Source organism: Pseudomonas sp. AM14(2022) (assembly GCF_036346455.1).
Taxonomy (GTDB): Bacteria; Pseudomonadota; Gammaproteobacteria; order Pseudomonadales; family Pseudomonadaceae; genus Aquipseudomonas; species Aquipseudomonas putida_A.
In genome coordinates this window covers 122,835-136,363 of the sequence record NZ_JAOTNY010000010.1, presented here as the reverse complement: position 1 = coordinate 136,363, position 13,529 = coordinate 122,835, and the positions used below count along the sequence as shown (strand labels likewise).

The window sequence follows — 13,529 nt, the reverse complement described above, 5'->3', positions numbered from 1 at the left end:
CTCGCTATTCAATTCAAGCGCGCTCGCCACTGCAGGTTCGCCCATTCAAACCGTGGTGAACGTCCATAATCCTTGATCTCGAGGGGCATACCTTGCTCGGACAGATTCAGTGCCTTGAAGCCGATTTTCCCGATTCGCCAGTAATACTCATGCACAGGATCGTTGACGCGATAGGGAAGCAGGATCTGCCTGCCCGTCCCCAGCCCATAAGGCCGCACGTCAGCCCAATTAAGCACGCTCGTCTCGAAAGCCGGAGACGAAGGCTCTTCGAACTCTCCGCCGCCAAGATTTGCGACTTTCCAGAAATTGATATCACTACCGTCTGATCGAGCGTGCAGCACCCATACATCGGTCAGTTTGGTAATCGGCGAATCCAGCACTGCGGTCTTTGAACCCGCAGAATAGAAGCCCGGCAACTCCAAGGCTTTCTCAAAATCCAGAGAACGGCCGCTGCTCCTGTAGGTGAGCAGCTTCAAGAACTGTGCACTTAAATCAACAGCGAGCACATCATCCTTGCCATCGTTGTCCAGCCTGGCGCTGTAGAAATGGACCGGCAATGGGTTTTTTCGAGCATCTCCCCAGTGAGCAGGAACGCCCAGACTCGCCCCTTTATTCTCCATCAGCCAGAAATCGGACACTGTGTTATTCAGGGTTTGCACGATCAACACATCTTGCTTGCCGACGCCCCTGAAGTCGCCAGCCAGATATTGCTGAGCTTGCCGGTAGGCATGTCCTTGCGGAACCGAACGCCAGATAACCGGATCAGCAAAATGCCCGCCTTCATTCTTCAATAGCCTGAAAATGGTTTCGTCAGCTTTTCCGGGCGATATCGCCATCAGATCAGCCTTGCCGTCACCGGTGAAATCAGCCAGCAGATAGCGCGTAGTGTCGTAGCAAATGGCTGTAGCACACCCGGAATCAAAAGAGTCTGGATCAAATGGAAGTCTGTCCTCATACCATTTCTCGGATGCAATCGCGTCTGCGTCCAGCGACGTGACCCAAATATCGACACCTGGACCATCCTCCCGGCGCTGCACTTGCACCGTCCGGTTCGTCCCGTCACCGATGACATCCCCCGTCAGCGCCACTTCCATCGAATCATTGCTGTCGATGTTATCGATGCTGCGCACCCACAACGTAGAACCCGCAAACTCCCTGCAATCCGCTATCAAGCTCGGCTGTACTCCGTCCAGACATTGCCCCTGCGCTCCGGGAACATAAATTTTCCCGAAATCCCACGGAGTCCAGTGTTGAGAGGGCTCACTGCTTTCACATGCGCGTTCGATCAATTGGCCATTCTGACGCGCTATGCAATGGCCAGAGGCTGTTTTCAGCAGTGCAACTCCCCTGCTCGCGCCGACTGCAATGTCGGAGGGCACAAACGCCCAGCGCTGGTCAGCGTCTGGCTCACATCCATCCAGTGTCACCTGCTGCCCCAATCCATTGGAAACCAGGCACTGTTGCGTCTGGAAATTGACTAGCGGTCTGAAAGGGATATTCACCAGTGGCCCGGCGGCGTGAGCATGGCTGAGCGTGAAATTGAGTCGCGCCACCCAATTGCCATTCCAGGTGGCTTCACTGTACGCACTGCTGACTGGCTCAGCCCCTTCAAAATGAAAGTAACTGGCGACAACATGCCGTTTAGCCTGCACCGCTGCCGGGTCCACGTTAGGAGCGACGGCCGCCGAGGGATAGGTCTCGTGATAAACCACCGGGATATCTGCACTGATCCCGCGCAAGGCCAGGCGCGTCAAACGTGCCGAATAAATATGATCAGGATGCTCCGTGTACGGAACGGTATCCGGATTGAGTGCATACACCCGGGTGGCTCCTTCATTGACGATCAGCTCAGTCAAGAGCTGCACAAAAGATGTTCGACTGTAGAGGTTTACCGGACCTGAAGCCGAGTCCAGATAGGGCCAACTCCGAACAGTTTTATCGAGGTCGAGCAAATCGGCCAGCGGCACATCTCCACCACGAACGTCCCCCCCCGGCACACGCAAAAATATGAGCTTCAATCCAGGTCGCTCATTGGCCTTGACGCTCATCACAATGGCTGAATCAGTGAATATCAGGTAAGGCGTCCATCCGGTCGCAAAACCCAGCATTTTTTCATAGGCTTTTCTCGACGCGCTTTCGCGCTTCAACACATAGTCGAAACCGGCGCCAGAACTGCCACCGTTCATGAAGATACTGGTCACACAGCCGCCGGCAGCCAGAACTTGCGAAATCCGCGGATCAATAAACAGCAGATCGTCGTCCATATGCGCAACGACATTGACCAGGTGGACACCGTGACAATTTTGCCGGTCGGCAATATCGGCTTCTGGAGCAAGCCTGCTGACCTGAGCCTGACAAGCCGTCAGGAGCAGCACGACTGCCAGCCACAGGGCGGCAACACCGGGTGACCGGACTTTTTTCACGCGCTCGATTCTGGCTGGCAAATGCATACCCACTCCACGATTGGCTGGATCGGTGAATTGGCGATCAGACGCGTCTGCCTGAAAAAGCCGACGGGACTATCGCGAGTCACGAGAAGTGTGAGGAGCGATGAGCGAAATTCTCTACTGTCAGAAATACCAGTTCAGATAGACGGTCATGGGCGAATCAGGCAACAAAATCGAGCGCAAAAAAAATCGCCGGCATGACCGGCGATTCTTATTCAAATGACATGCCTCTACGCATATCAGCTTCTGTGCAGCTTGCGCATCAACTCCGCCTCGGCCTGGGTCAAGCCGCAGGACTGGGTCAGCTCATCGACGCTCGCGCCCATGCCCACCAGTTTCGCCGCCTGGGCGAACGACAGGCTCGACGGGTCGCGTTGTTCCAGCGCGACAATCTTGTCCGGCAACGGGCCGACGACCGAGCGCAGCTCGTGCAGGGCTTCGCCCATGCGCACGTTGCCGTTCTGATAGTCGTCGACACGCTTGGCCAGGTCCTTGATGCGCTGGTCACGCAGCGCATCGCCCTGGGCCTGTTGCGCAGCGATCACCCGCTGCGCCTTGATGTACGCCAGAAACATTGCCAGCGTGCCTGCCCAAAAGAGGAACAGGACAATGACCGCTACCTCGAGAATCAATCAGATGCTCTCCAGTTCCGACCATTCTTCTTCGCTCATCATCTTGTCCAGCTCGACCAGGATCAGCAACTCGTTGTTCTTGTTGCACACGCCCTGGATGAACTTGGCCGACTCTTCGTTGCCGACGTTCGGCGCAGTCTCGATTTCCGACTGACGCAGGTAAACCACTTCGGCCACGCTGTCGACCATGATCCCGACCACTTGCTTGTCGGCTTCGATGATGACGATACGGGTGTTGTCGCTGATCTCGCCGCTGTTCAGGCCGAAGCGCTGACGGGTGTCGATCACGGTGACCACGTTACCGCGCAGGTTGATGATGCCCAGCACGTAGCTTGGCGCACCCGGTACCGGCGCGATTTCGGTGTAACGCAGGACTTCCTGAACGCGCATCACGTTGATGCCGTAGGTTTCGTTGTCCAGCTTGAAGGTCACCCATTGCAGGATCGGATCTTCAGAACCTTTTGCATTCGTCGCCTGACTACTCATACCCTGACCCCTCGAAAAAACCGCACTGGGCGGTGTGTGTTCTGTGTGGAGGCATTGAACAATGCCTTCGCCTGACTGTTATGTCGGCTGCTATGTCGATTTATGTAGCGGCTTGTGGCCGCCCAAGTGCTTTGCCCCGCCGCTGGCGATCAACTCGGCCAGCGCGGCTACATCAAGTAATGCACACATGTGCTCGATCACCGTGCCGGCAAGCCATGGCCGCTGACCCCGGTGACTTCTCCATTTGATTTCATTCGGATCCAGACGCAACGAACGGCTGACCTGATGCACCGCCAGGCCCCACTCGTAGCCTTGTACCGAAATCACGTACTGCAGGCCCTGACGGAAGTCATCGCGATAGCGATCCGGCATGACCCAACGCGCCGTGTCCAACACTTTCAGATTGCCGGCCTGGCTCGGCAGAATCCCGAGGAACCACTCCGGCTGACCGAACAGCGGCGTCAGCTCATGGCCGGCCAGCGAATAGATTGAACCAAGGCACACCAGCGGCACGGCGAGAGTCAGGCCGGCAACATCGAACAACAGGCATTCGAAGGCTTCCGAAGCCCAGGCCGGACGGCCATCGGTTTCCACCGGTGGCGGAGTGTTGCTCGGTGGCAGGTGCACTTCCACCACTGGCGGCACCCGCGTCTGTTCGACGGGTGCCGGTGCCACCGACGCCGCTTCGGCCACAACCGGTTCCGGCGCGGTTTTCAGCAATTGGGTTTGCAGCAGCGGTGCGAGTGTCGATACCGGCGCGCGTGGCGGCTCGGCTTCTTCGATCAACGCCACTGGCGCCTTGGCGATCGGTGCGGCGGTAGGCGCGGCAACCGGGGCGGCAGGTTTGGTGGTTTTCTGCGCATCACGCGCCTGCTCTTCCAGTACCGCAGCCTGGAATTCATCCAGCGCCGCAGCACTTTCGACCACCTCGACCGACGCCTCGACCGGCACTTCCACCGGCGGCAACTCGTCAGGGATTTCCTGCAGCAAGCTGTCCAGATAGGACTGCAACGCCAGTTGCGGACGCGATGTCAGTTTGATCGGCCGATTCATGCTCAAGCCACCTGCGGAACAAGTTGTTGCGCCAGCAGATGCTTGAGCAGCGCGCGGTAAGCCAGCACGCCACGACTCTTGCCGTCGAACTGCGAAGGCGTGACCCCGGCCCGGCTGGCGTCGCGCAGACGGGTATCGACCGGGATGTAACCCTGCCAGATCTCTTCCGGGAATTTGTCACGCAGCACGCGCAAGGTGCCCAGCGACGCCTGGGTGCGGCGGTCGAACAGGGTCGGCACGATGCTGAACGGCAGCGCTTGTTTGCGCGAGCGGTTGATCATCGCCAGGGTGTTGACCATGCGTTCCAGGCCTTTGACGGCCAGGTGCTCGGTCTGCACCGGGATCACCAGTTGCTGGCTCGCGGCCAGGGCGTTGACCATCAGCACACCGAGCAACGGCGGGCTGTCGATGATCGCGTAATCGAAATCCTGCCACAGCTGCGCCAGACTCTTGGCGATCACCAGGCCCAAACCACTCTGCCCCGGCGACTGGCGCTCAAGGGTGGCGAGTGCGGTACTCGACGGCAACAGGGAAATGCGTTCGTCGCTGGTCGACAGCAGCAACTGCCCGGGCAAGCCTTGCGGCACGCTGCCCTTGTGCAGAAACAGGTCGTAGTTGCTGTGCTCCAGGCTGTCGGGGTCGTAGCCGAAATAGCTGGTCATCGAGCCGTGCGGGTCGAGATCGACCACAACCACGCGCTTGCCCGCCTCCGCCAGCAATCCGGCTAAAGCGATGGAAGATGTGGTTTTACCGACACCACCCTTTTGATTGGCGACTGCCCAGACTCTCATTCGGTTCGTTCCTCCCGGTCGAGATGCTCGACCGAGACATAGCTCAGCGTATTAATGCGGGCGACGGAGAATTGACGGCACTCTCGCGTCCCGGCGTCTTGACCGGAGACGGTGCAGTTTGTGTGCCAGCGCGCTTCAATGCCGCGTCCGGTTGTGCATTGGCGGTACCGGTACCGGTCAGACTGCGGCGCACATCGAGGTTGCGCGACACCACCAGCACTACGCGACGATTCTTCGCCCGGCCTTCGGCGGTGGCGTTGTTGGCCACCGGCTGAAACTCACCGTAACCCACCGAGGCCAGACGCCCGGGGTTGACCCCCTGCATCGCCAGCATCCGGACGATGCTCGCCGAACGCGCCGAGGACAGTTCCCAGTTGGTCGGGTACTGCGCGGTGCGGATCGGCTGATCGTCGGTGAAGCCTTCGACGTGAATCGGGTTGTCGAACGGTTTGAGGATCGCCGCGACCTTGTCGATGATGTTGAACGCGATATCACTCGGCATTGCGTCGCCACTGCCGAACAACAGGCTGGAATTGAGTTCGATCTCGACCCACAACTCGTTGCCGCGCACGGTCATCTGGTTGGAAGCGATCAAGTCGCCGAACGCGGCACTGATGTCATCGGCAATGCTTTTCAGCGGATCGCTGGCCCCGGCGATACCGGCATCGACCTGCTCGCTGTCCTTGACCAACGGCTTGGCCGGGGTCACGGTTTTCGGCCGTTCCTCACCGATCGGGATCGGCTTGAGCGAGCGATCGGAGTCAGTGAAAACCCCGATCAGCGCCTCGGAAATGACTTTGTACTTGCCTTCGTTGATCGACGAGATGGAATACATCACCACGAAGAAAGCGAACAACAACGTGATGAAGTCAGCGTACGACACGAGCCAGCGCTCGTGATTGACGTGTTCTTCCTGATGTCTGCGACGAGCCATGAGGTTATTCCCTTAATCCATGAAGCCTTGCAGCTTCAACTCGATGGAGCGTGGGTTTTCACCTTCGGCGATCGACAAAATACCTTCCAGCAACATTTCGCGATAACGCGACTGCCGCAACGCGATTGACTTGAGCTTGGCCGCCACCGGCAGCAACACCAGGTTGGCACTGGCCACGCCGTAGATGGTCGCGACGAATGCCACGGCAATGCCGCTGCCCAATTGGGTCGGATCAGCGAGGTTGCCCATCACATGAATCAGGCCCATCACCGCACCGATGATGCCGATGGTCGGCGCGTAGCCGCCCATGCTTTCGAAGACTTTAGCGGCCTCGATGTCGCGCGCTTCCTGAGTGTAGAAATCCACTTCGAGGATGCTGCGGATCGCTTCCGGCTCGGCGCCATCGACCAGCAGTTGCAGGCCCTTGCGCGAGTAGTTGTCCGGTTCGGCATCGGCCACGCCTTCCAGCCCGAGCAGGCCTTCCTTGCGCGCGGTGAGGCTCCAGTTGACCACGCGGTCGATGCCGCCGGCCAGGTCCACCCGTGGCGGAAACAGGATCCAGGCGAGAATCTGCATGGCGCGCTTGAACGCGCTCATCGGCGATTGCAGCAGCGCGGCACCGATGGTGCCCCCGAGCACGATCAGCGCCGCCGGGCCGTTGGCCAGCGCGCCGAGGTGACCGCCTTCAAGGAAGTTGCCGCCGATGATGGCGACGAACGCCAGAATAATCCCGATAAGGCTTAGAACATCCATCAGATACACGCCTCGACGATGTGCTTGCCGATGTCGTCCAGGCCGTAGACCGCGTCAGCCAGATCGGCTTTGACGATGGCCATCGGCATGCCGTAGATCACGCAGCTTGCTTCGTCTTGTGCCCATACCGAGCTGCCGCCCTGCTTGAGCAGACGCGCGCCTTCGCGGCCGTCGGCGCCCATGCCGGTGAGGACCACCGCCAGAACTTTGTCACCGTAGGACTTGGCTGCGGAACCGAAGGTGATGTCCACGCACGGCTTGTAGTTCAGACGCTCGTCGCCCGGCAGGATTTTCACCGCGCCACGGCCGTCGACCATCATCTGCTTGCCACCCGGGGCCAGCAGCGCCAGGCCCGGACGCAGGATGTCGCCATCCTCGGCTTCCTTGACGCTGATGCGGCACAGCTTGTCCAGACGCTCGGCAAAGGCCTTGGTGAACGCCGCGGGCATGTGCTGGATCAGCACGATCGGCGCCGGGAAGTTCGCCGGCAACTGGGTCAGCACCCGTTGCAGGGCAACCGGGCCGCCGGTCGAGGTACCGATGGCAACCAGTTTGTAGGCTTTGCGCTTTGGTGCCGGCGACGACGCGCTGGCGGCTGGCGCACGCGCAGGTGCCGGAGCAGGCGCCGGACGCGTTGGAGCAGCAGCGCTGTGCCCGCTGAAGCTCGAAGCCGCCGGGGCTGGCGCAGGCGTCGGTGCCGCGGCCGGAGCCGGCGCACTGTAGGCACTGAAACGACGATTACTGCGCGAGATGCTGTGGACCTTCTCGCACAGCAGTTGCTTGACCTTCTCGGGATTGCGCGAGATGTCTTCGAAATTCTTCGGCAGGAAATCCACCGCGCCGGCGTCCAGCGCATCCAGGGTGACCCGGGCGCCTTCGTGCGTCAGCGAGGAGAACATCAACACCGGGGTCGGGCAGCGCTGCATGATGTGCCGCACCGCCGTGATGCCATCCATCATCGGCATCTCGTAGTCCATGGTGATCACGTCCGGCTTGAGGGCCAGGGCCTGATCGATCGCCTCTTTACCGTTGGTGGCCGTGCCGACCACCTGGATGCTCGGATCCGCTGAAAGAATTTCCGAGACGCGGCGGCGGAAAAAACCCGAATCGTCCACCACCAGGACTTTGACTGCCATAAACACTCCATTAGGTGCAGCGGGACGTCGTCGCCCCGCTGCCCCGGATTCAAATACGCTTCGTCGCGTAACGCTTGAGCATGCTTGGAACATCGAGAATCAGCGCGATGCGGCCGTCACCGGTGATGGTGGCGCCGGACATGCCCGGAGTGCCCTGCAGCATTTTGCCCAATGGCTTGATGACCACTTCTTCCTGGCCGACCAGTTGATCGACGACGAAGCCGATCCGCTGGGTGCCCACCGAAAGGATCACCACATGGCCTTCGCGCTGCTCTTCGTGAGCGGCGGAGCTGACCAGCCAGCGCTTGAGGTAGAACAATGGCAGCGCCTTGTCCCGCACGATCACCACTTCCTGGCCATCCACCACGTTGGTGGTCGACAGGTCGAGGTGGAAGATTTCGTTGACGTTGACCAACGGGAACGCAAACGCCTGATTGCCGAGCATCACCATCAGGGTCGGCATGATCGCCAGCGTCAGCGGCACCTTGATGACGATCTTCGAGCCCTGGCCCTTGGTCGAGTAAATGTTGATCGAACCGTTGAGCTGGGAAATCTTGGTTTTCACCACGTCCATGCCGACACCGCGGCCGGACACGTCGGAGATCTCGGTCTTGGTCGAGAAACCCGGGGCGAAGATCAGGTTGTAGCACTCGGTATCGCTCAGGCGATCGGCCGCATCCTTGTCCATCACACCGCGTTTTACCGCGATCGAACGCAGCACGTTCGGGTCCATGCCCTTGCCGTCGTCGGAGATCGACAACAGGATGTGATCGCCTTCCTGCTCGGCGGCCAGCACCACGCGACCGCCACGGGCCTTGCCCGAAGCTTCGCGCTCTTCTGGGGATTCGATGCCGTGGTCGACGGCGTTACGCACCAAGTGGACCAGCGGGTCGGCCAGGGCCTCGACAAGGTTTTTGTCGAGGTCGGTTTCTTCACCCACCAGTTCCAGGTTGATCTCTTTCTTGAGCTGACGCGCGAGGTCGCGAACCAGACGCGGGAAGCGCCCGAAGACCTTCTTGATCGGCTGCATCCGGGTCTTCATTACCGCGGTCTGCAAGTCAGCCGTGACCACGTCGAGGTTCGACACGGCCTTGGACATGGCTTCGTCGCCGCTGTTGAGACCCAGGCGCACCAGACGGTTACGCACCAGCACCAGCTCGCCGACCATGTTCATGATTTCGTCGAGACGCGCGGTATCGACCCGCACGGTGGTCTCGGCTTCGCTCGCCGGTTTTTCCGGCGGCGGAGCAGCGGCAGCACGGGCCGGCGCCGGTGCAGCAGCGGCAGCAGGTTTTGGCGCTTCGGCTTTCGGCTCAGGCTTGGGCGCAGCCTTCGGCGCAGCGGCCGGAGCGGCAGCAGCCTTGGCGGCAGGCGCGGCCACAGTCGACGCAGTGCCCGCAGCAGCGGCGCCAACGTCGGTGAACTTGCCTTTGCCGTGCAACTCGTCGAGCAGCGATTCGAATTCGTGATCGCTGATCAGATCGCTGCCGGCAGCGGCGGCCGCCGGTGCGGCAGGCGCAACCGGTGCCGAGGCGATCGCCGACTCCAGCGCTTCCACGGCAAAGTTGCCCTTGCCGTGCAACTGATCGAGCAGTGCTTCGAATTCGTCGTCGGTGATGTCCGAGCTGTCGCCCGCCGCCGGTGCCGCTGGAGCGGCCGCTGCCGGTGCGACGGCGTCTGGCGCGAACTGGCCTTTGCCGTGCAGCTGATCGAGCAACGACTCGAATTCAGCGTCGGTGATTTCATCGCTGGCGGCCGCATCGGCAGCCGGCGCAGGTGCAACAGCAACCGGGGCTTCGGCCTCGGCCTTGACGGCGTTCAGCGAATCCAGCAGCTGTTCAAATTCGTTATCGGTGATGTCGCCCGAATCGCTCGAATCGCCTTCGACGACCAGTTCTTCGATCATCTCGGCCACTGGCGAAGCCGGTGCTTCGTCGGCCGTTTGCGGTTCGGCCAGACGCGCCAGCGCGGCCAGCAGTTCCGGGGTTGCAGCAGTGATCGGTGCACGTTCACGGACTTCGCTGAACATGCTGTTCACCGCGTCCAGTGCTTCAAGCACCACGTCCATCAGTTCTGCATCAACGCGACGCTCACCCTTGCGCAGGATGTCGAACACGTTTTCGGCGATGTGACAGCACTCCACCAGCTCGTTGAGCTGAAGGAAGCCGGCGCCCCCTTTTACAGTGTGGAAACCGCGAAAAATTGCGTTGAGCAGATCTGCGTCATCCGGGCGGCTTTCCAGCTCGACCAATTGCTCGGACAGTTGCTCAAGAATCTCGCCGGCCTCAACCAGGAAATCCTGAAGGATCTCTTCATCGGCGCCGAAGCTCATTAATGGGGTGCTCCTACAGGTCTAAAAACCCAAAAAACCTAAAATTCCAAAACACTAGAATCCGAGGCTGGATAACAAATCGTCCACATCGTCCTGACCGGACACAACGTCTTCTCGTTTATCGGCATGAATCTGCGGACCTTCACCCTGCGAGAGATGTTTTTGTGGATCTTTTTCTGCAAGCATCGCGGCACGGTCGTGTTCGATGCCCGCAAAGCGGTCAACCTGACTGGCCATGAGGACGAGTTTGAGCAAATTGCTTTCGACTTCGGTGACCAGTTGGGTCACACGCTTGATCACCTGACCTGTGAGGTCCTGGTAATCCTGAGCCAGCAGGATGTCGTTGAGGTTGCTCGACACCGCACGGTTGTCCGTGCTGCTGCGTGACAGAAAACCGTCGACCCGGCGCGCCAGTTCGCGGAACTCTTCAGCTCCGACCTCACGACGCATGAAGCGGCCCCAATCGGTGCTCAGGGCCTGGGCTTCTTCAGCCAGGCCATTGACTACCGGGGTGGCGCTTTCCACCAGATCCATGGTGCGGTTGGCCGCGGCTTCGGTCAGCTTGACCACATAGCCCAGGCGTTCGGTGGCGTCGGTGATTTGCGACACTTCCTCGGCCTGCGGCATGTGCGGATCGATCTGGAAATTGACGATCGCACTGTGCAGTTCGCGTGTGAGCTTGCCCACTTCCTGATACAGGCCGCGGTCACGGGTCTGATTGAGCTCATGGATCAGTTGCACAGCGTCGCCGAACCTGCCTTTTTCAAGGCTCTCGACCAGTTCGACCGCGTGTTTTTTCAGGGTCGACTCGAAATCGCCCTGTGAAGATTCGTTATGCTCCATAGCTCCCCCGCGCGTCATCAGCCGATGCGTTCGAAAATCTTCTCGATTTTGTCTTTCAACGCCTGAGCCGTGAAAGGTTTGACCACGTAGCCGTTCACACCGGCCTGAGCGGCCTCGATGATTTGCTCGCGCTTGGCTTCAGCGGTCACCATCAGCACCGGCAGATGCTTGAGTTTTTCATCGGCACGCACGTGGCGCAGCAAGTCGATACCGGTCATGCCCGGCATGTTCCAGTCCGTTACCAGAAAGTCGATGCTGCCGCTGTTGAGTACCGGAATGGCGGTAGTGCCATCGTCGGCCTCGACGGTGTTGGTGAACCCGAGATCGCGCAGCAGGTTCTTGATGATCCGCCGCATCGTTGAGAAGTCATCAACGATGAGGATTTTCATGTCTTTGTTCAATTCGACCTCCAAGCAGTCTTAAACGCGCCCAGCACCTGGACGCGCCACTTCAATCAATCGGCGCAGCACTCGAAGACTGTCTGGAGCACAACAGAGCAAGACCGGTGCCGTTCTCACCGCACCAGCCTCGTTCGCAGTGTCCCCACACTGCCTTCAGCGCGCTCGCCACTCCCCCAAACGCCCCCGCAAACGGGCCGCGCACTGGCTGTGTAACTGGCTGACCCGCGATTCACTGACGCCAAGGACTTCACCGATCTCCTTGAGGTTCAGCTCTTCGTCGTAGTACAGCGCCAACACCAGTCGCTCACGCTCCGGCAAATTGGCAATCGCGTCCGCCAGCGCCGCCTGGAAGCGTTCATCTTCCAGATCGCGTGACGGCTCAAGATGAGCACTGGCGCCATCCTCGTGCAGCCCTTCGTGTTCGCCGTCCTGCAACAGGTCGTCGAAACTGAACAGCCGGCTGCCCAGGGTGTCATTCAAAATCCCGTAGTAATCGTCGAGACTCAATTGGAGTTCGGCCGCAACCTCGTGATCTTTAGCGTCACGGCCGGTTTTAGCTTCAATTGAGCGAATGGCATCGCTGACCATACGGGTATTGCGGTGAACCGAGCGCGGTGCCCAATCCCCTTTGCGCACTTCATCGAGCATCGCGCCGCGGATCCGGATGCCCGCGTACGTTTCGAAACTGGCGCCTTTGCTGGCGTCATATTTGGTCGAGACTTCGAGCAGGCCGATCATCCCGGCCTGAATCAGGTCTTCAACCTGCACACTCGCCGGCAAGCGCGCCAGCAAGTGATAGGCAATGCGCTTGACCAGTGGCGCGTAACGCTCGATCAACTCGTACTGCGCGTCACGTGCCGACTTCTTGTAGTAGTTCATACCGCTCGCGGTCATAACACAGGCCCTGCTGTTTGCTGCACGAGGCGCTCGACGAAAAACTCAAGGTGACCGCGCGGGTTGGCAGGCAGCGGCCAGGTATCGACCTTCTGCGCGATCGCCTTGAACGCCAGCGCGCACTTGGAACGCGGAAAGGCTTCATAGACCGCTCGCTGCTTCTGCACTGCCTTGCGCACGCTTTCGTCGTAGGGCACGGCGCCGACGTATTGTAAGGCGACGTCGAGGAAGCGATCCGTGACCTTGGTCAACTTGGCGAACAGGTTGCGCCCTTCCTGCGGGCTCTGCGCCATGTTGGCCAGCACGCGGAAGCGGTTCATGCCGTAGTCGCGGTTGAGCAGTTTGATCAGCGCGTAGGCGTCGGTGATCGAGGTCGGCTCGTCGCAGACCACCAGCAACACTTCCTGGGCGGCGCGGACAAAACTGACTACCGAGTCACCGATACCCGCAGCAGTGTCGATCACCAGCACATCGAGGTTGTCGCCGATGTCGCTGAAGGCCTGAATCAGACCGGCATGTTGCGCCGGGCTCAGGTGCACCATGCTTTGGGTGCCGGAAGCGGCCGGCACGATGCGGATCCCGCCGGGGCCCTGCAACAGCACGTCGCGCAGCTCACAGCGGCCTTCGATCACATCGGCCAGAGTACGTTTGGGGGTCAGTCCCAGCAGAACGTCGACGTTCGCCAGCCCCAGATCGGCGTCCAGCAGCATGACCCGACGGCCAAGCTCTGCCAGCGCCAGAGACAAGTTCACTGACACGTTAGTCTTGCCGACGCCACCTTTGCCGCCGGTCACCGCGATCACCTGTACGGGATGCATGCTGCCCAT

General features: G+C 60.1%; 13 protein-coding genes. All 13 read right to left on the bottom strand.

Translation table 11 applies throughout. From position 1 onward, the window contains the following. Positions 1–8 precede the first annotated feature (8 nt). Positions 9–2,450 carry a carbohydrate-binding protein gene (locus V3W27_RS19790; RefSeq protein ID WP_330207332.1) on the bottom strand — a complete coding sequence of 814 codons (2,442 nt, stop codon included), beginning with the start codon at positions 2,448–2,450 and terminating at the stop codon, positions 9–11. Positions 2,451–2,686: 236 nt separating this feature from the next. Further along, a complete protein-coding gene (locus tag V3W27_RS19785; protein WP_007961680.1) occupies positions 2,687–3,079 on the bottom strand; it encodes a DUF2802 domain-containing protein in 393 nt (130 codons plus the stop codon). After that, positions 3,080–3,565, bottom strand: a complete 486-nt coding sequence (locus V3W27_RS19780; protein ID WP_003222936.1) for a chemotaxis protein CheW — start codon at positions 3,563–3,565, stop codon at positions 3,080–3,082. 90 nt (positions 3,566–3,655) lie between these two features. Continuing rightward, positions 3,656–4,618, bottom strand: a complete 963-nt coding sequence (locus V3W27_RS19775) for a CheW domain-containing protein (protein WP_330207331.1) — start codon at positions 4,616–4,618, stop codon at positions 3,656–3,658. Between the two features lie 2 nt (positions 4,619–4,620). Beyond that, positions 4,621–5,409, bottom strand: a complete 789-nt coding sequence (locus V3W27_RS19770; protein WP_003222933.1) for a ParA family protein — start codon at positions 5,407–5,409, stop codon at positions 4,621–4,623. A gap of 43 nt (positions 5,410–5,452) precedes the next feature. Beyond that, positions 5,453–6,343, bottom strand: a complete 891-nt coding sequence (motD, locus tag V3W27_RS19765; RefSeq protein WP_027613922.1) for a flagellar motor protein MotD — start codon at positions 6,341–6,343, stop codon at positions 5,453–5,455. A gap of 12 nt (positions 6,344–6,355) precedes the next feature. Beyond that, positions 6,356–7,096 carry a flagellar motor protein gene (locus tag V3W27_RS19760; protein ID WP_007967839.1) on the bottom strand — a complete coding sequence of 247 codons (741 nt, stop codon included), beginning with the start codon at positions 7,094–7,096 and terminating at the stop codon, positions 6,356–6,358. Beyond that, positions 7,096–8,232, bottom strand: coding sequence for a protein-glutamate methylesterase/protein-glutamine glutaminase (locus V3W27_RS19755; RefSeq protein WP_330207330.1), 1,137 nt, complete (start codon positions 8,230–8,232; stop codon positions 7,096–7,098). The genes V3W27_RS19760 and V3W27_RS19755 overlap by 1 nt, the downstream gene beginning before the upstream one ends. Positions 8,233–8,281: 49 nt before the next feature. Beyond that, on the bottom strand, positions 8,282–10,564 hold the full coding sequence (locus V3W27_RS19750) for a chemotaxis protein CheA (RefSeq protein ID WP_183781917.1): 2,283 nt from the start codon (positions 10,562–10,564) through the stop codon (positions 8,282–8,284). A gap of 54 nt (positions 10,565–10,618) precedes the next feature. Continuing rightward, positions 10,619–11,407, bottom strand: coding sequence for a protein phosphatase CheZ (locus V3W27_RS19745; RefSeq protein ID WP_027613919.1), 789 nt, complete (start codon positions 11,405–11,407; stop codon positions 10,619–10,621). A gap of 17 nt (positions 11,408–11,424) precedes the next feature. Next, the gene (locus V3W27_RS19740) at positions 11,425–11,796 is read right to left on the bottom strand and encodes a chemotaxis response regulator CheY (RefSeq protein ID WP_024012118.1); all 372 of its coding nucleotides are present in this window, start codon (positions 11,794–11,796) and stop codon (positions 11,425–11,427) included. A gap of 165 nt (positions 11,797–11,961) precedes the next feature. Beyond that, positions 11,962–12,702, bottom strand: a complete 741-nt coding sequence (fliA, locus tag V3W27_RS19735) for an RNA polymerase sigma factor FliA (RefSeq protein WP_007920004.1) — start codon at positions 12,700–12,702, stop codon at positions 11,962–11,964. After that, positions 12,699–13,529 carry a flagellar synthesis regulator FleN gene (gene fleN, locus V3W27_RS19730; protein ID WP_003222917.1) on the bottom strand — a complete coding sequence of 277 codons (831 nt, stop codon included), beginning with the start codon at positions 13,527–13,529 and terminating at the stop codon, positions 12,699–12,701. The genes fliA and fleN overlap by 4 nt, the downstream gene beginning before the upstream one ends.